This window comes from Anaerobacillus alkalilacustris, from assembly GCF_001866005.1.
Classification (GTDB): domain Bacteria; phylum Bacillota; class Bacilli; order Bacillales; family Anaerobacillaceae; genus Anaerobacillus; species Anaerobacillus alkalilacustris.
In genome coordinates this window covers 167,954-186,958 of the sequence record NZ_MLQR01000004.1, presented here as the reverse complement: position 1 = coordinate 186,958, position 19,005 = coordinate 167,954, and the positions used below count along the sequence as shown (strand labels likewise).

Annotated in this window: 19 protein-coding genes; all 19 read right to left on the bottom strand. The window is 34.6% G+C overall.

From position 1 onward, the window contains the following. Nucleotides 1-86 precede the first annotated feature (86 nt). The 19 genes from dnaG to BKP37_RS05480 all read right to left on the bottom strand — a co-directional run bounded on the left by dnaG (nucleotide 87) and on the right by BKP37_RS05480 (nucleotide 19,004). Nucleotides 87-1,895 (bottom strand): DNA primase, encoded by a 1,809-nt coding sequence (gene dnaG, locus BKP37_RS05570; RefSeq protein WP_071308691.1) that lies wholly within the window; start codon nucleotides 1,893-1,895, stop codon nucleotides 87-89. A gap of 66 nt (nucleotides 1,896-1,961) precedes the next feature. Continuing rightward, the gene (locus BKP37_RS05565; protein WP_084034561.1) at nucleotides 1,962-2,270 is read right to left on the bottom strand and encodes a DUF188 domain-containing protein; all 309 of its coding nucleotides are present in this window, start codon (nucleotides 2,268-2,270) and stop codon (nucleotides 1,962-1,964) included. Nucleotides 2,271-2,910: 640 nt separating this feature from the next. Next, nucleotides 2,911-3,726, bottom strand: coding sequence for a pyruvate, water dikinase regulatory protein (locus BKP37_RS05560; RefSeq protein WP_071308690.1), 816 nt, complete (start codon nucleotides 3,724-3,726; stop codon nucleotides 2,911-2,913). Between the two features lie 90 nt (nucleotides 3,727-3,816). Beyond that, nucleotides 3,817-4,458, bottom strand: coding sequence for a transcriptional regulator CcpN (gene ccpN, locus BKP37_RS05555; protein ID WP_071308689.1), 642 nt, complete (start codon nucleotides 4,456-4,458; stop codon nucleotides 3,817-3,819). A 745-nt stretch (nucleotides 4,459-5,203) separates the two neighbouring features. Continuing rightward, on the bottom strand, nucleotides 5,204-5,953 hold the full coding sequence (recO, locus tag BKP37_RS05550) for a DNA repair protein RecO (protein WP_071308688.1): 750 nt from the start codon (nucleotides 5,951-5,953) through the stop codon (nucleotides 5,204-5,206). A gap of 37 nt (nucleotides 5,954-5,990) precedes the next feature. Next, a complete protein-coding gene (locus tag BKP37_RS05545) occupies nucleotides 5,991-6,134 on the bottom strand; it encodes a YqzL family protein (protein ID WP_071308687.1) in 144 nt (47 codons plus the stop codon). 382 nt (nucleotides 6,135-6,516) lie between these two features. Next, on the bottom strand, nucleotides 6,517-7,425 hold the full coding sequence (gene era, locus BKP37_RS05540; RefSeq protein ID WP_071308686.1) for a GTPase Era: 909 nt from the start codon (nucleotides 7,423-7,425) through the stop codon (nucleotides 6,517-6,519). After that, nucleotides 7,418-7,816, bottom strand: coding sequence for a cytidine deaminase (locus tag BKP37_RS05535; RefSeq protein WP_071308685.1), 399 nt, complete (start codon nucleotides 7,814-7,816; stop codon nucleotides 7,418-7,420). Before BKP37_RS05535 ends, era begins: the two co-directional genes overlap by 8 nt. Nucleotides 7,817-7,819: 3 nt before the next feature. Further along, the gene (locus tag BKP37_RS05530; protein ID WP_071308684.1) at nucleotides 7,820-8,569 is read right to left on the bottom strand and encodes a DUF502 domain-containing protein; all 750 of its coding nucleotides are present in this window, start codon (nucleotides 8,567-8,569) and stop codon (nucleotides 7,820-7,822) included. 98 nt (nucleotides 8,570-8,667) lie between these two features. Then, entirely contained in the window at nucleotides 8,668-9,069 is a 402-nt protein-coding gene (locus tag BKP37_RS05525) for a diacylglycerol kinase family protein (protein WP_071308683.1), read from the bottom strand. Continuing rightward, nucleotides 9,053-9,517 carry an rRNA maturation RNase YbeY gene (gene ybeY, locus BKP37_RS05520; RefSeq protein WP_071308682.1) on the bottom strand — a complete coding sequence of 155 codons (465 nt, stop codon included), beginning with the start codon at nucleotides 9,515-9,517 and terminating at the stop codon, nucleotides 9,053-9,055. Before ybeY ends, BKP37_RS05525 begins: the two co-directional genes overlap by 17 nt. Beyond that, entirely contained in the window at nucleotides 9,514-11,724 is a 2,211-nt protein-coding gene (locus tag BKP37_RS05515; RefSeq protein WP_342707763.1) for an HD family phosphohydrolase, read from the bottom strand. Before BKP37_RS05515 ends, ybeY begins: the two co-directional genes overlap by 4 nt. A 220-nt stretch (nucleotides 11,725-11,944) precedes the next feature. Continuing rightward, a complete protein-coding gene (locus BKP37_RS05510) occupies nucleotides 11,945-12,904 on the bottom strand; it encodes a PhoH family protein (RefSeq protein WP_071308680.1) in 960 nt (319 codons plus the stop codon). Nucleotides 12,905-12,909: 5 nt separating this feature from the next. Next, entirely contained in the window at nucleotides 12,910-14,097 is a 1,188-nt protein-coding gene (yqfD, locus tag BKP37_RS05505; protein ID WP_071308679.1) for a sporulation protein YqfD, read from the bottom strand. A 13-nt stretch (nucleotides 14,098-14,110) separates the two neighbouring features. Further along, a complete protein-coding gene (yqfC, locus tag BKP37_RS05500) occupies nucleotides 14,111-14,407 on the bottom strand; it encodes a sporulation protein YqfC (RefSeq protein WP_425424974.1) in 297 nt (98 codons plus the stop codon). Between the two features lie 868 nt (nucleotides 14,408-15,275). Beyond that, nucleotides 15,276-15,806 (bottom strand): hypothetical protein, encoded by a 531-nt coding sequence (locus BKP37_RS05495; RefSeq protein WP_071308677.1) that lies wholly within the window; start codon nucleotides 15,804-15,806, stop codon nucleotides 15,276-15,278. Between the two features lie 40 nt (nucleotides 15,807-15,846). Further along, nucleotides 15,847-16,836 (bottom strand): flotillin-like protein FloA, encoded by a 990-nt coding sequence (floA, locus tag BKP37_RS05490; RefSeq protein WP_071308676.1) that lies wholly within the window; start codon nucleotides 16,834-16,836, stop codon nucleotides 15,847-15,849. Nucleotides 16,837-16,877: 41 nt separating this feature from the next. Beyond that, a complete protein-coding gene (locus tag BKP37_RS05485; protein ID WP_071308675.1) occupies nucleotides 16,878-18,206 on the bottom strand; it encodes an NfeD family protein in 1,329 nt (442 codons plus the stop codon). A 354-nt stretch (nucleotides 18,207-18,560) separates the two neighbouring features. Continuing rightward, nucleotides 18,561-19,004: a GatB/YqeY domain-containing protein gene (locus BKP37_RS05480; RefSeq protein ID WP_071308674.1), complete on the bottom strand. Its 444-nt coding sequence runs from the start codon at nucleotides 19,002-19,004 to the stop codon at nucleotides 18,561-18,563. Between the last annotated feature and the right edge of the window lies 1 nt (nucleotide 19,005).

The window sequence follows — 19,005 nt, the reverse complement described above, 5'->3', positions numbered from 1 at the left end:
TCAACTACAAATCTATAAATAACCAAACAACTTGAACTGTTGTTAGTATTAGAGCAGATGTAATTTTTATATATATAATAAAAGCATTAATGCTTTAATTCCTTTTTCATTTGAAGAATCTCCATAGCTATTTTGGCAGCCAATGGATAGTCCCCTCTGTTTTCAGCTTCTTTACGTGCTTTTTCTTTACTTTCAATTTCAATTACCTTTGGGTAGTTATTAATTTGCCTTATATAATCACTTAATTCCTGCTCCGACAATTCTTCACTTATTGTCATCATCGCAATTTCAGTGGCAATTCTGGCCAACTTCTCATCGTTTAATTTTTGAATAAAATAACTTGAATTAGGTTCGTTTCCTTCTCCATAATATGCATATAAATGCGCTACAATTGCATGATATTCATCAATATTAAAATTACCACCAATTTTTTCTTGTACCTTACTTGCAACGTTAATATCTTTCATCATAAATGCAAGAAGAATTCTCTCTGCATTATGAAATGCAGGTAAGAGTCTTTTTTGTTTTGTAAAACTACCTTTCATTTTTAAAGTGTTAGTATTTTCTTGACTCGGGTTTTTCTGTTTACCTGTTTTGTAAATACGGTATAATTCTTGTTTCAAAGCATCGAGAGATAGGGAAAATTCCTCAGCTAATTGCCTAGTATAATGATCTCGCTCAATAGCATTAGAAAGTTTTGTGATTTCCAAGAGGACATCCTCTATGTACTTCATTCTTTCTCCTTCATTTTGAAGGTTTCTGCCTTTTCTAAGAAAGCCCATCTTGAATGCCATTGTTGTTTGATTGGCTATTATTACTTCTGACCGAAACTTTTCAGGACCTTTTTTTTGTATGTAATCATCGGGATCGTAACCTTCCGGAAGCCTCGCAACTTTTACATAACAATTGTTTGCCTCAAGAATACTTATAGCTCTGTAGGTCGCTTTTAATCCAGCATTATCAGAATCATAACAAATGATTACAGTCTCAGCATTTCTCCTAATGAGTTTTGCTTGTTCATTAGTTAGAGCCGTTCCTAAGGTAGCAACCCCATTTTTCACTCCAGCTTGCCATGCACTTATAACATCGACATAACCTTCAAAGAGCACAGCTTCATTTTTCTTTCTCATCTCAGGCCTAGCAATGTGTAACCCATAAACAATCGTACTCTTATTAAATATTATTGAGTCTGCACTGTTTAAGTACTTAGGTTGCTCATTACCTAGAACTCTTCCACCAAAACCAATTACTTTACCTTCTTTATTCCATATCGGGAACATTACACGATTTCTAAAACGGTCAAATAATTTACCATCAAAATCTCTTTTAGAGAGGAGTCCAACTTTCTCCATTAAATCTAATGGGACATTTCTCTTTTCAAAAAAATTAACTAACGTTTCCCAAGAGTCTGGAGCATAGCCAATTGAAAAGGTATTAATCATTTCATTAGTAAAACCTCTCTGTTGCAAATAATGCAAAGCATTAATTCCTTGTTCACTATTAACTAATAAGTGGTGAAATAATTTTCCAGCTAATTCATTACCAGCTATCATCGTGTTATTTTCATTAGAAAGTGTTGTTTTTTCATTCTTTTCTAGTTCTGGTAATTGGATATTTGATCTTTTCGCTATATGCTTTACTGCATCTAAAAATTCATAACCCTCAATTGCCATAACAAAAGAAAGGGTATTACCCCCAGCACCGCAACCAAAGCAGTGGTACAATTGTTTTTCAGGAGAAACGGAGAAACTTGGTGTATTCTCTCCATGAAATGGACATAACCCTATTAGGTTTCTACCTTGTTTCTTTAATTGAACATATTCACTTATTACATCAACAATGTCTACAGAATTTCTTATTTTTTCGATCTTTTCTTCAGAAATTCTACTTCCCATTTTTACTCACCATTCTCTTTTCCTATTTAGCATAAAGGTTAGAGTATATTAATTCGAGTTAATTTGCTAAATTCCTTCTTCTGTTGACAAAAATTTTTCGAAATCCTGACAAAATTTTAAAATATCATCATTTGTAAATTTATTTGGACCTTTTGTTTTCATCCCTGCTCTTCTTTGCTTTTGCCCAAGGTGTCTGACATATAGAAGTTCATCCATCTTATCTTCAATGAAGAGTTTTCCTCGAGGTGAAATAGCCAAGACTTTTTTAGGTAAAAGCAAAGCTGCTAATCCATGATCCTGGGTTACTACAATATCACCCTTTCTACAATGGTTTACAATATAGAGATCGGCCTCTTCCCTACGAGAATCGACCATAATTGTAATCGAGTTTTTGTCGATTTATCATATGTGCGTAGGAAGCTACAAAAATAACTTTCCTTTTGAACTTTTCACAAAGAGCCTCAATCTCATCTTTCACAGGGCAAGCATCAGCATCTACAAAAACAACTTTTTCACCATTTCGCATAATTGACTATTCTACAACTCCTATGGAATTCCTTCTTTTTAATCTTTGTAAGCAAAATTAACCTACCAATACACTCACAATTTCATTGTAGCTTTAGTTGTTGACATACTAAACGATGATAAACTTCTGAAAGAGGGAAAAGACTAACTTCCTTTTACTATCATTACCAAAAACATCAGAATAAATCTTGACTTTTTTAATTTATTTGTTCCTACCCAAAAATATTCGCATTTTTTAATCACAAAATTTCATTATAAGCTAATTTCCCTATTCTAGCCATATTTTTTTACTTTTAATGGTCTCATATGCTTTTTTAACTAGATGGATTTGATAATCCTATTAAACAATCCACATGATTTATATGGAGCTGAGACCGCACCTACTCAAGTTTTTTGTATCTTAATGGCATTCACTCTGTATTATGAAAATAAAATACTTATGGTCCTATTTTACAAAGTAAAAAGTACAGAGGAATAGACTCTCTGTACTTTATTTACCATTAAACATATTCCAAATTAAATTTGCAGTTTCTTCGACCGCTTTGTTAGAAACATTTATGACAGGACAGCCGATTTTATTCATAATTCCTTCTGCATATTCTAATTCTGTTCTAATTCGTTCCATATTTGCATAATTAGCTTCTGCCTTTAAACCTAAAGCTTTTAATCGTTCAGCACGGATATCATTTAATTTTTCTGGACTAATAGTTAAACCTATACACTTTTTCGGTGAAATAGAAAATAATTCTGAAGGTGGCTCTACTTCCGGAACTAAGGGAACATTTGCTACCTTTAAGCGTTTATGTGCCAAGTATTGTGATAATGGTGTTTTAGATGTCCTAGATACACCAACTAAAACCACATCGGCTCTCATAATGCCTCTTGGATCTCTTCCATCATCGTATTTCACGGCAAATTCAATAGCTTCAACTTTTCTAAAATAATCTTCATCTAATTTATGTACTAACCCTGGTTCATAACGTGGTTCTTTTTTAGTTAAATCTTGTAGTTTATTAATCATTGGACCCATAATATCAACTGTGGTTACTTTAGCTTTTTCTGCTAGTTCTAGTAAATATTGTTTTTTCTCAGGGATAACCAATGTAAATGCTATGATTGCATTTACCTCTTGCGCTAACGTTACAACTTCTTCGATTGTTTCTTCATCTTCAACATAAGGAATACGTCTGATATCAATATTTGAATGATTGAATTGACTAGCTGCTGCTTTTACTACTAATTCCGCGGTTTCACCGACAGAATCTGAGATTACATAAACTATTGGGCGTTTCTTAATTATTTGCATCCTTACCTCCATTTATTTAATGATATTTATATGTTTACTTTCATAACTTTTCAACCACTAAGGCTAAACATATATATGTAATATAGAGTTTTATAACAATTCGTCATTAGCCAAGTCTACCAAGGCTTTTGTAATATTTGTTTTCGTAATTCTACCGATAACTTCATATTTTATCCCGTCTACTGTTTTCACAACAGGGAGTGCATCGATTTGTTTTTCGATTAGTTTTTTTGCTACATCTATAACTAAATCCTCTTTAAAACAGAACGCTATATTTGGCATTCTAGTCATGATAATGCTAACTGGGATCGATTCAAGCATTTGTTTTCCAATACTTGCCCGTAATAAATCCTTTCTAGACAATACACCAATAAGATTAGACGAGTGGTCAACAACAAAAAGAGTTCCAACATCCTCTAAAAACATCATACAAATCGCATCATACACTGAGGAAGAATCAGTGACAACAACAGGAATCGATTGGTATTTTTGAACCGTTAATAAATTAATTTTTTCAGCAAAAAGTTGTGTTCCACTTTTACCAGAATAAAAATATCCTACTCTAGGTCTAGCATCTAAATAACCCGCCATAGTTAATATCGCTAAGTCTGGCCTTAATGTGGCTCTTGTCAAAGACAACTTCTCGGCAATCTGTTCCCCTGTTATAGGACCACTATCTTTGACAATTTGTAAAATACGTTCTTGCCTTGTATTTAATTCGATTGTTCTCACCGCCTCAATACATTAGAAAAGCACAAGCGCGTTGGTCACGAGCGATAGGCACTGGAAGGCCTTTGACAGATGCCGCTCTATGGCTTCCTACGTGCTTCTTCGTCTTCTAGTATTGCTTCGTAGTAAGCTTCCTCAAAGCAAAGCTGCATGAAGCTATTCAGAGACGTTATTCATGTAGTTATTGAAGTCAATAGCTTGACTGAAGTGACCGAGCTCGTAGGCTGCTTGCGCTAGACAGTTTACAAGTTATAATTATTATACTTTCTTTCCTTGTAAAAAAAAGAAAAACGATATTTCCCCTATATTTTCATATAAGTTCATAATTTCTTGTCCATAACAACTTATTATAGAATAGTTATAGCTTAAAAAAGGTATATTTAAATTTCCATTTGATTTGAATTGCTATTTGCTTTTTTCGATAATTATATACTAAATTGGAGGTTTTTCATAGAGGATAAGGAAAGATCCAAATATTATGGCCACAAGCACAAGATGTAGAAGTGTATGTAACAGAGTCTATAAGAAAAGCGCAAGGCGCCCGCCTATCGGCGACAAGCACTGGAAGGTCGGCAAGTAGCGGTCTGCTCTTTGATCGCAATTGACGAACTGAAGTGATCGAGCCGATGGCGCCTGGAGCTAGACAGTTTACAAGTTAGAAATTTATAAATTCTGTTTATAAAAAAACCCTTGTTATAGGTTAATTCGCTACTTCGAAATAAATCCAATAAAAAGGGTAATAATTTTACTAATCTAATTGCATTTTACTTAATTGATTCAAAAAACGTCTACTTTTTAAATGTAAGCCAGAATATTCATCATAATAAGTTTCTAATATTTGTTTTAATTGTAATTTTGTTTCTGGTTTCACTGAAATTGACCCTAACCGATGTAAATCAAAATAATAAAATAAACGTAACAGCTTTGCAGTTGACGTAGTAATTTTTAAAGCTTTCTCATCAATGTGTAGACAACGGTGACATATAAAACCACCTTCTTTTATTGAAAAGAAAAATTCTCCCTCCTGTGTACCACAATGAGCACAGCCATCAATGTGTATTCCAACTCCAGCTACTTTAAGCATTTTCATTTCAAAAATCCTCGTTAGAATTTCGTAATCATATCCCTCATCAATATATTTGAGTATTTGAAAAAGCAATTCATATAAATAAGGATTAATTTCATTTTGTTCTGTTAGTTTATCCAACAGTTCAACAATATAGGCCCCATAAGCAGTTAAAAATATATCTGCTCGTAAATCGCGAAATGAATTTATAATTTCGCCCTGATTTAAAACACCGAGTCCTGTTGTCTTTTGAAAAACATAGGTACCATGAGTAAATAATTGAGAAATAGAAGAAAGACGACTCTTAGGGCGTTTTGCCCCTCGAGCCATCACACCAATTTTTCCTAACTCACGAGTATATAATGTCAGTATCTTATTCGCCTCTCCATAATCGGTTGTACGTATTACTATTCCCTCTACTTTTTGTAACATAATTTGATCACCGCGCCATCAAAGAATCGCAAATAGATCAATTTGTAGGAGTGTCTATTTCATCTAGCTTCTCTGTAAACTCCTCCGTTGGTTCATTAGTATCTCTTTCAATTTCCTTCATAATTAAGTAAGTATCGACGCTTCCAGTCATCGAAAATACCTTCCAGGAAAAATCTAACATAAGAGAACTCCACCTTTCTTTTCGAGAAACTTGATTTTTTACTAATAACAGGAACTTTTTAATCATTGACCCTTATTAGAAACTTGGCTTCGTTTTACGAAAGCTTTCGTTTTTTTCTTAACTTACATAAAGTATAAATAAGCTATCCTAGACCTCACTATACAATTAGAATGACCTTTTTTGCTAAAAACATGTTAAGGAAAAATTACTAAAATTTTTTTGCATAATTTTAGGTATTATTAATTTAGAAAGATAATATTAGTGAACTTTCGGCAATATTTGTTTCTAAGCTACTATTTTTCCAATAAGTACATTTTATCTTAATTTGACATAAAAAAACAACGGTCATAATCACCCGTTGTTTTTTTATTTCTTTTACGAATTAATATTCATCTTCTCTAAATCCAAAATCTCTTAAAAATCCTGGCTTATTTCGCCAATCTTTTTGAACTTTTACCCATAGTTCAAGAAATATTTTTGAACCAAGTAAAGCTTCAATATCTGCTCTAGCCCTTTTCCCTATTTCTCTTAACAAAGCCCCTTGTTTACCAATAATAATCCCTTTTTGAGAGCTTCGTTCGACAACAATTGTTGCGCCTATATAGACAGTGTTTCCATTTTCTCGTTGTTTCATTTGCTCTATGCCAACTGCTATAGAATGGGGAATTTCTTCCCTAGTCAAATGTAAAACTTTTTCACGTATTAGTTCAGATACAATAAAACGTTCAGGATGATCAGTTACTTGATCAGCAGGGTAATACTGAGGTCCTTCGTCTAAATGTTCAATAACCTGTTCTTTAAGGGTATTAACATTATTTCCTTGAAGTGCAGAGATTGGAATTATTTCAGTAAAATTATATTTCTTTCTATATTGATCAATAAATTGTAATAGCTGATCTGGGTGTATTAAATCTATTTTATTTATAACTAAAAAGACTGGTGTACGAACATTTTGTAATTGTTCAATAATAAATTGATCACCTCCGCCAAAACCTTCTTTGGCATCGACAACAAATAAAATAAGATCTACTTCTCGTAGTGTCTGGTAAGCGACCTTCATCATAAAATCGCCTAACTTATGTTTAGGTTTATGTATCCCAGGAGTATCAATAAAAACAATTTGAGCATGGTTGTCTGTATAAACTCCTTGTACTTTATTTCTTGTTGTCTGTGGTTTATCACTCATAATGGCAATTTTTTGCCCAATAACATTATTTAGTAAAGTTGATTTTCCGACATTAGGTCGTCCAATAATTGAAACAAAACCTGATTTATATCTTGTATTATCCATTTAAATCCTCCGGTGAAAAAGCTCCTGGTAATAAATTCTCTACTGTAGTTTCCTCAATATCTCCATGTAAATTTGTTAAGATTATTTTCATATCTTTGGGACAAAGTTCCGTTATCACTTGTCTACACGCACCACAAGGTGGCACAGGACGCGCTGTATCAGCAATAACACATAATGCACTATACTTGGTATCTCCTTCAGAATAGGCTTTAAAAAGCGCTGTGCGCTCAGCACAATTACACATACTATAAGCTGCATTTTCTATATTACAGCCATGATAAATCTTTCCATCTTTAGTAAGTAAAGCTGCACCTACTTTAAATTTAGAATATGGAACATAAGCTTTTTCTCTTGCTAACTTCGCCTCATCTATTAAACGGTTTGTTTCCATCACCTAATCTCCTTTTCTTGATTTAACCTTTATCATTATTTCCTTGCTTTCATGTAATTGTTCTGTATATTTTTCGAATTGACTATCCAAAAGCAAAGAAGCTTTATCAGGCGGAACAACAACGCCACCTGAAATTATAAACTTTAGTCCTTGTTCAACTGTCATGTCTAATACTGTAACATCTTTTTCAGGGACTAATACGAGCCAACCTGATGTAGGATTGGGAGTTGTTGGTAAAAAAACATTAAAACAACTACTATTCGTCCTTCTTTTAACTTCACCTTTAGATGCACCCGTTAAAAAACCTAGTGTATAAACTCCCTTACGTGGATATTCGATCATGACTACTTTTTTAAAGGATGAACGTTCCTGTGTAAAAGCATTTATCATCTGCTCAACTGAAGAATATATATAGTTTGCTACAGGAATTTTCCGGAAGAAATGATCAACACTTTCAAAAACCTGCTTCTTCAGGCCTCTTCTTCTTAAAGAACCTATCACAGAAATAATAAATATAGTTAAAAAGAAACCTATCCCTAGTATTCGTTCTGAAAAAGGTGTATAAACTCCTAAAAAATAAATAGTACCATCTTCAACCTTAATTATTCTTAACACTTTAAAAAAACTCGTAATAAATTGACCTAAAAAACGATCAATAATAGTAAATAAAAAATGTAACACATAAACTGTGACTATTGCAGGCAATAACGTAATAAAACCAATAATTATATTTTTTTGAAATGTTTTCCACATGAGAAGTAGCCCCCTCTCATTCATAATTAAGAATTATTGACCTATTTATTATATATAAGCGAATGCAAAATATAAAACACAATCTCTTAAACAAACTTCTACCATATATAACCACTTATTAACTCGACTACTGGTTTATAAAAAATTAATATACCAATAATTACTGCGAACATACTAAAAATAAGTACTGCACCAGCAGAAACATCTTTAGCAATCCTGGCCAAAGGGTGATATTCCTTTGTGACTAGATCAACAACCCTCTCTATAGCAGTATTCATCACTTCTAAAGAAATAATAACCCCTATGACCAAAAGTAATATTATTTTTTCAAATAAAGGAATATTTAATAGAAAAGATAATACAATGATTACTAGGCCAATAGTAAAATGAATTCTTATATTTTGTTCATGACGAAAAGCATTTTTTAAACCAGACCAAGCATAAATAAAGCTCCATATAAATCTTTTCCAATAACGGTCATAACTATTTTTGTAGTCCATAGGCCTCTAAGATTTCCTCTTGCCTTGTAAACATAATTTTTTCCTCTGTTTCATTCATATGGTCATATCCTAAAAGATGAAGAAACCCATGAACAACAAGGAAGCCTAACTCCCTACTAATTGGGTGACCGTATTCTTCTGCTTGGGAAACTGTTTTATCATAAGAAACTATAATATCGCCTAAAAGGTTAGGAATGTTTTCGTGCAAATTTATATCAGATTCATCATCATTTAATGCAAAAGAAATAACATCAGTTGCCGTATCTTTATTCCGATATTCACGATTTATGACTCTAATCGCTTCGTTATCAACAAAGGTTACGGATAACTCTGAACCTTTTTGTACATTTTCTAACTCAGCAGCATAATTTAATAAGTTATTAACGAGTAAAAGCTGCTCTTCAGTCAACTGATTCGTTTCATCTTGTATTTCAACTTCTATTATCACTCTTGACTGTCTCCCTTCTTTTTAACATCCTCAGGATACTCTATCCTAGAATGAAAAGTCCCCTTTAACGTTTCACAGATAGACATAGCAACAATGTTTAACTGCTTTAATGTTAGGTCACATTCGTCAAACTGTCCGTCTTCAAGTCGATCTGTAATAATTTTTTTTACTAATGTTTCTATTTTCTCAGGTGTTGGCTTAGCCATTGATCTAACAGCTGCCTCAACGCAGTCTGATATCCCTACAACTGCGGCTTCAATAGTTTGAGCCTTAGGACCTGGATATCGAAAATCCTTTTCTGGAATCGGTTTAGATGATTCTTGATTCGCTTTATGATAAAAAAACTTAAGCAAAGAAGTACCATGGTGCTGCTCAGCAATATCAATAATTTCTTTTGGCATTTTATAATTTTTTAAGAGCTCCGCGCCATCGTACGGGTGCGAAATAATAATCGTTTTACTTAATTGTGGAGACAGCTTATCATGTGGATTTTCCATTTTCATTTGATTTTCAATAAAAAAATGCGGACGCTTTGTTTTCCCTAAATCATGATAATAAGAACCTACACGGGCAAGCAATCCATTTCCACCAATAGCCTCACAAGCAGCTTCAGATAAATTAGCAACGATAACACTATGATGATAAGTGCCTGGTGTCTCAACAAGTATCTTTCGTAAGAGAGGGTGATTTGGATTGGATAACTCGATTAATTTCATCGTTGATAAAATACCAAATCCAGCTTCAAAAAATGGTAATAAGCCTAAAGTTAAGACAGCAGCTAAAAAGCCTGACAAAAAGCCAAATCCAATGTTTGAACCAACCTCCATCCAACCATATTGAGCATTTCTTAACATTAGGAGTGTAATTATGGTTAAAATATTAACGATTGATACAAATAGACCAGCCTGTAATATTCTCGAAACTCGGTTTGATTTACTTAAGAAAAACACTCCAGCGACTGAACTGAAGAACACGTATATACCAAATGTATAGTTTACGACACCTGTCGCTTCAGCATTAAATATAAAACTAGCTATGATAGAAAAAACCATACTCGTGAACAGAGCAACCCGTTGATGGATCAACATCGTCATAAGCATAGAACCAACTGCTACCGGAGCGATTAATGTAAACCCTTGAAAATGTAAATTATGTGTATAACTTGAAATTTTCATAATTAAAACTGTCACTGTAAAAATAAGTACATACATTAACAAATGACTATTATTGTTGCGTAATGATGTTTTTGCATCGCTTAAATAGTAAGCTAACATTAAAACTAGCAATAATACGAGTATACCCAATCCGATAAAGGGGTATATATTCACCTGATCGTCAAGCAGACCCAAGATAGCTAACTGTGAATAAATTGTTGAGGTAATTACCTCACCTTCTTCTACAATAAGTTGACCTTCACGGATCATTACTGGTTCTACAGCTTCAATAGCTTTTTTCCTTGCAAACTCCGTTGCCTCGTCATCGTAAATATAGTTAGCTGTAATTGCAAACCTTGCCATTTCTAGCATTGCCTGATATAACTTAGGGCTTACTGTAGAGATAACAATTTTTGTTTCTACTAAATCTTTAGCCTCTAGTACATCATTAATTCGAATCTCTTCGCTCATTACATTGTATATGGCGTTAGTCGTTGTTTCTCTGACAATTTCTAGTTCTGACTCATCCGCTTCTAAAAATGTAAGTAATGTTTCATCAGATAAGTCATCACTCGTTTGACTAGAGATAATAGCTCGAAGATTTTCTAATTTTTCTTCTAAAGACCCTACTGTATTTTCAATTTGCATATGATTATCTAACTCACTGTGTGTTTGTTCTTCTAATTGTATACTTTCAACTTCTGGGTCTTCATTAATTTGACTTATTATATCGAAAATATCGTTAATTTTCTTAACTTGTTTTTGAGCAAAAGCTTTATTATTTGTGTATTGGGGCTCTATTGCTTCTGCAGCCAATTTTTTCTTTTCTTCAGTTGCTGCCTTATTCTCTATTGTTATTGGCGCCCGAATATCCTGCTGAGCATAAGAACCTAGATTAACATTTAATGTAGTAGGAATAATATTACTCAACATCGTTAAATACATAACTATTCCTAAAACAATAAATAAAATGACTCGTATATAACGATGATCTTTAAGCTTTTTCCACCATTTCAGTTGGTCAATTGGTGCCCTTTTCCCCAAGTTGCTCACCTCTTTATTTTTCATATCAAGCTAATTTTCCAAATTACTTTAACAAAGCGATACAAAACTATATAGTTAAAAAGTACCAATAAAATTAAATAAAGTATGTTAGTTACGAAAAGCAGTATTATGAAGGATTATCCCTAAATTGAAAATCGAGAATTAACAATAGAGTGTTAATTCTCAATTTTATTATACAATATTAATTTAGTAGATGCTCATTGTAACATTATTCTTTATCTAATTTTTCATATGCATTTATTACTTTTTGAACAAGTGTATGTCGAACTACATCAGTAGCTTGTAAATGAATAAAGTCAATACCTTGTACTTCATTTAACACTTCAAGCGCTGTCTTTAAACCAGATTTTTTCCCCTTTGGTAAATCAACCTGGGTTAAATCACCAGTTATCACCATCTTGGATCCAAAACCTAATCTTGTAAGAAACATTTTTATTTGCTCCGATGTTGTATTTTGTGCTTCATCTAAGATCACAAAAGAATCATCAAGAGTTCTACCTCTCATATAAGCTAAAGGAGCAATTTCTATCGTTCCTCTTTCCATCAAACGAACCGTTTGCTCTACTCCTAGTACATCGTGTAGTGCGTCGTACAATGGTCGCAAATACGGATCCACTTTTTCCTTCAAATCTCCAGGTAAAAAACCTAAGCTTTCCCCCGCTTCAACTGCGGGTCTGGTTAAAACAATTCGTTTTACAAAACCATCTTTTAAGGCTGTTACTGCCATCACTACTGCTAAATATGTTTTTCCAGTTCCAGCCGGTCCGATTCCAAAAACAATATCCCTTTTTCTTAATGCTGTAATGTAATGCCGTTGTCCTAAAGTTTTCACCAATATCGGCTTTCCCTTTACATTAACAGCAATTTTTTCTTGATATAGTTCAAGTAACTCTTCAAGCATTCCTTTTTCTGCTAGTTGTACTGCATAAATGATGTCTCGTTCTGAAATATGTGTTCCTTTACGAATTAGGGTAATGAGAGCATCTATAACATCATTAACAATGGAGATTTTCGCATCTTCACCAGTTACTAAAATTTTTTCTCCCCTTGTAACAATGGATACTCCTAATTTTTGCTCCATTATTTTTAGGTGTAAATCATTTGGCCCAAATAAACTTTGAGCTTCGTTTGCTTTTTCTAATTGTAGATCAATAAGTATTTCTGACAATATTCTCAATCCCCTTGAATGATTGGTTGTATTTCGGTAATATCTTCTATTACTTGGTAGTGTATCATTAATTTAACTTTACCATTCTCTATGGTTTGGTGCAAAACTTTTTCCCCTTTTATTACTGCATCGTCGTCTATTTTTTTCATTAACTCGTCTCTTGCCATTAAGGTAGCAACTTCAATTGCTTCTTCTTCACTGTATTCGCGAATTAGCGTTTCTTTTTCTAGCACCACTTTTTTATGGTATCTAAGTGGAAGCTGCCAGTTTAAAAACTGTAAGGTATTTTCATATTCATTTACTTCGTATTGAGAGTATTGTGGATCACCAAACCCCCAAAAAGTAATTGGGAAATTTACTACCGATAGAGAATGTTTGATTTTTTTTTCACCAGTAAGAGTTGAAAATTCACTTTCTAGTGGAACGGAAACAGTAGACTTGTACCAAATTTCACCAAGTACTTTCCCTTTTGCTGGTGCAATCTCCATATTTCCTTCTTTTCCGATGAAACCACTAATTAACGTTTCTCCTTTTTCAACAAAATCGTTAGGTGAGACTTTGCCTTGGCCTTTTTCAACAAAAATATCATAAATAATGGCTTTTTTCTTTGAAACTAAATGTCTTGGGGAAATTTGTTCTTGCTTTTCTGGAAGTGATTTTTCTACTACATTAAAATGAAAGGTCGTCCCACTTAACGTTACACCTATCCACGTCGCTTCCTCAATTTCCTCTGTAACTAGCATTTGAATTTCTTCGACACTCGGTAATAGGAATTGAAACTTTCCTTTTTTTATTCCTAATTCTGTAACGGCTTGAGTTAGTTGATGCTCTACTTGCGGTGATGCTCCTTCTATTTTTATCCCCCATACCATGTTTGATAAAATAAATAATATGACAACAAAGCTTACTAGACCTGCAACAAAACCTCCTCGCGAGATCATTTTCCTAATGATAAATGGCATACCTTTTCTTTCAATAAAATAAACTTTTACATTTGTTTCTCTTACAATTGGACGAATACGATGTGCATCTTCTAAAGATAAATAGCAAATTATCGTTTCATCTCCTACCTTACGTATATGCCAGATAGATATTTTTTGATGTATACACCTATTTAAAAAGAGTTCGGTATACTTTCCAACTACTTTTATACGAATAAAACCTGAAAATCTGTTCGTCCATGAGTTTTTCATATTATCCTCCTTACTAACTTTTTTTCTTCTCCTCATTTATGTAAATAACTTGATCGATTGTTCCTTCGAGTAAAAGCTCTTCAGGTAAAATCGTCTTAATCACAAAATGGTTTCCTTTTACTAGTAGTTGTCCTTGTTCTAATAAAAGCCTTAATTCTTGATTAGAGAATTTCAAGACTCCACGATGATTTTCGATATAAATATGCAGTTGTCCAATCATCGTAATCCTCGGTAGATCCATCGTAACATCTGCAGGAAGTTCCATTTTATCTGTCATCCATTTTCTGACCATCTTATTTATCTTCCTCATAATGTAACGACCCCCCTTTCATATCATTTTTATGTGAAAAGGAGGAAAGGTATCACTCTTTTTTAATTATAATCAGAATTTATAAACTTCTAACTTGGAAACTGTCTAGCGCAAGCAGCCTACGAGCTCGGTCACTTCAGTCAAGCAACTGACTTCAATAACTACATGAATAACGTCTCTGAATAGCTTCATGCAGCTTTGCTCCTGCGATTACTCGTCGCACAAAACACTGCTTCGAGGAAGCTCTACGAAGCAATACTAGAAGATGCAAAAGCACGTAGGAAGCCAAAGAGCGGCATCTGTCAAAGGCCGCCCCAGTGAAGCTACTACTTGGATTACTTCGAAGCGGCTTTGCTCCTGCGGTTACTCGTCGCACGGAAAACATTTGCTCCTGCGGTTACTCGTCGCACGGAAAACATTTGCTCCTGCGGTTACTCGTCGCACGGAAAACATTTGCTCCTGCGGTTACTCGTCGCACGGAAAACAACTGCTCTTGAGCAAACGGAGTGGCACAGGAGCAACTGCTCTTGAGCAAACGGAGTGGCACAGGAGCAACTGCTCTTGAGCAAACGGAGTGGCACAGGAGCAACTGCTCTTGAGCAAACGGAGTGGCACAGGAGCAACTGCTCTTGAGCAAACGGAGTGGCACAGGAGCAACTGCTCTTGAGCAAACGGAGTGGCACAGGAGCAACTGCTCTTGAGCAAACGGAGTGGCACAGGAGCAACTGCTCTTGAGCAAACGGAGTGGCACAGGAGCAACTGCTCGTGACCTAGGCGCTTGCGCTTTTCTTGAAAATAATCCAAAAATATATGGGTGGTAAATACTATGAATTGGAGATTTTTCACACAAAAAAGGCTAAGCATAAGCTTAACCTTTTTTTCTAATTGTATTAAGGGAAGGACGATATGAACCTTTTGCCCTTGGCTTTCCTAAAATTTCTGACCAAACAACTCCTTTAATTGCATCTTCTCTAGAAATATTTGAGAAGTCTAATTTAACCTGATTTTGAGCTGTAATGTCGCCTTGAGAAATAGGAGAGTCTTTTAATTTACGTTCATATCTTTTAGCAGTTTCTTTCTTACGCTTTGTTTGTTCATATTTCTCTAATATTTTATTACCTTGATTCACTTCATCTAAAGAATGTTTAGGTTCTTGTACGTCATTGATGGTGTAAGTTTCTTTTCTTTGTTTTTGAGGTACTGTGTTTGGTTCTATTTCCTGACGAAATATTTCTCTCCAATCGACTTCTTGTCGCCCTGTACCAGCTGGTCGATTAGTTTTATTTGGTTGCTTCTTTTTTTCTTGCTCTTTACCTTTTTGAAAGAAACTTAAAATCGCACCAATAATTAGAAAAAGTAAAAAAGGATTTGCAGTTATATATCTTAGGAGATCCTCCATTTTTTATGGCCTCCTTTCTAATGGTACCATTAGATAGTTATTATTGTTTATTTCCATCTTTCTTACCATCATCGGTAGCCTTACCAATGGAATCTCTCATATCTGTATCAGCTAAAATATTTTGGATATTCATATAATCCATAACACCGATGTTACCTGAACGTAATGCTTCAGACATGGCAAGAGGAATCTCTGCTTCTGCTTCCACAACTTTTGCACGCATTTCTTCTACTTTAGCCTTCATCTCTTGTTCTTTTGCTACCGCCATAGCACGACGCTCTTCTGCTTTAGCCTGTGCAATCTTTTTATCAGCCTCAGCTTGGTCAGTTTGAAGCTCAGCACCAATATTTTTCCCGATATCAATATCTGCAATATCTATCGATAAGATTTCAAAAGCTGTTCCTGCATCTAAGCCTTTTGACAATACTGTTTGTGAAATCATGTCTGGATTCTCTAGGACTTTTTTGTGATTTTCAGCCGACCCAATTGTTGATACAATCCCTTCACCTACACGAGCGATGACAGTATCTTCACCCGCACCACCGACTAATCGGTCAATATTAGCTCGAACAGTAATACGAGCTTTTGCTTTTACTTCAATCCCATCCATAGCAACACCAGCAATAAATGGAGTTTCAATAACTTTTGGATTAACACTCATCTGAACTGCCTCTAATACATCACGTCCAGCAAGATCAATCGCTGCCGCTCTTTCAAAACTTAAATCAATGTTTGCTCTTTGAGCAGCGATCAATGCATTTACTACACGGTCAACGTTACCACCTGCTAAATAATGACCTTCTAGCTGGTTTGTACTTAATTCCAGTCCTGCTTTTACAGCCTTAATTAACGGATTAACTACACGAGCCGGAATAACACGACGAAGTCTCATTCCAACTAGTTGAAAAATACCTACACGTACCCCCGCTGCTAGTGCTGAAATCCATAGCATAACTGGGACAAACGTAAATAAGATTGCAAATGCGATAATGACTAAGCCTACAATAATAAGTAAAAAGATTTCTTCCATGTTTATTTCCTCCTTATTTTTAATGAATCGTGGTTATTGCCTTATTCTTTTATTTGCCGGACAACTATTCTAGAACCTACTGAAGATATTATCTTTACTTTCTCCCCTTGTTCAATATACCCACCTTCAGATACAACGTCAAGTCGTTCCTCTTCAAATATAGCAGTTCCTGAAGGTCTTAACCTAGTTGTTACTATACCAATTTTCCCAACAAGCTCCTTGCGAGTCACACTTGAAACATAGCCTAATTCAGACTTAGTAGAGTCAGTTAAAATTAACCTTTTTAGTGGGCCTCGATATCCAAAAAATTTGAACATTAAGATTGAAGCTACTACAGATACTACAGTTGCAACTAAGATCGATAATAAAATATTAACGGTCGAATAAGACGCAAGTACCATACTTCCTATAATAGCTACGATTCCTAAGACTCCAAAAATTCCAAATCCCGGGAAAAATATTTCAATAATTATCAAGAGTATCCCTGCACCAAATACAATTAATGTCTCATAACCAGCAAAGCCAGCAACTAAATGCCCAAAGAAAAATAAAAGTAAAGCAGATAAGCCCATAATTCCTGGTATCCCAAAGCCTGGTGAATATAGCTCCAATACTAAGCCTAGACTGCCAATTGATAGTAAAATTGGAATAATGACTGGATGTGTAACAAACCTTGCAACTTTCTCAGCAAAGCTTACTTCAATTTCCCTAACTTCCGCATTTTCCATTCCAATAAATTCAAGAAGCTCAGTCCGATCTTTAGCTATAGCTTCAGCATACCCAACTTCAAGAGCTTCATCAGCATATAATGTTAAGAGATAACCAACTCCAGCACGATACTCAGGTAAATCTACATTTTTATCCGCCATTGCCCTAGCATAGATTGGATCACGATCTCTAGCAGCACCCTCGATTGTTGCAAGCCACATCGAATTCGCCTTCTCTTCTGCAGCATTACCGGCACTATCAATAACAGCCGCTGAACCAATTGTAGTACCTGGTGCCATTACAATTTGATCTGCATTTAAAGCAATATACGCCCCCGCAGACAAAGCTTGCACTTTAACATAAGCCGTAATTGGTGTTTCTGTGGTTTTAATTAGGTTTGCAATATTGGTAGCCGCATCCACAAGTCCACCTGGAGTATCAATTTCTAATACGATATGGTCAGCACCTTCATATTCTGCTGTTTCTAGAGCCCTATTTAAAAACGCTTCTAAACCACGTTCTACAGCTTGCTCTATGGGTACAAAATAAACAACCTGACTATTCGATTGACTATGTACAGGCAGCTTGGACACCCAGATGATACCAGCTAAAACAATGAAGGACAAAAATATCAGTTTTCTCATGAGAACAAATCTATTCATCATAATCCCCCTTTCTTTTTCTTTTAAAAATACTCAATTACTTATACGTATATAGTATGGAAAAGTTACATTCTTTTTAAAAAAGATTTCACATATTTTTTATTTACCCAAGTTAATTTCATAATATCAACGGAATTAGTATCTGAGTCGCGTAATATGTGTATTATGGAGTTTAGTTCATAAGTAGCCAATATAGCTGAACTAACAATCAGTGATGGTTTTCGATTCCTTCCCCCACTTGATGAAATGTATTCTATACTGGGCCCTTTAGGGCGGTAATAAGAATGGGATAAATTAAAAAAACCTTACCTAAAGAGTAAAAAACGCCTTGCATAAGACAAGGCGTTGTTTTATTTATGAAAGAAACTGTTGTACGAGTCGATTAACGACTGAGCCATCGGTTTTACCTTTTACTTTAGGCATAATTGCACCCATGACCTTACCCATATCTGACTTTGATGCTGCTCCTACTTCTTTGATAGTTTCTTTCACTATTTCCGCAACCTCTTCTTCAGATAATTGTTTAGGCATGTATACTGTTAAAAAAACGATTTCTTCACGTACTTTTTCGGCTAAGTCTTCACGACTAGCCTTTTCAAACTCATGGAGGGAATCTTTACGTTGTTTAAGTTCTCGATTCAGAACAGTTAGAGCTTCGTCTTCTGTAAGTTCTTTTCCAAGTTTAATCGCTTCATTCTGTAAAGCAGATTTAACCATTCGAATAACAGAGAGCTTTTGCTTTTCCTTATTCTTCATCGCTTCCTTCATATCAACAGTTAAACGATCAAGAAGATTCATA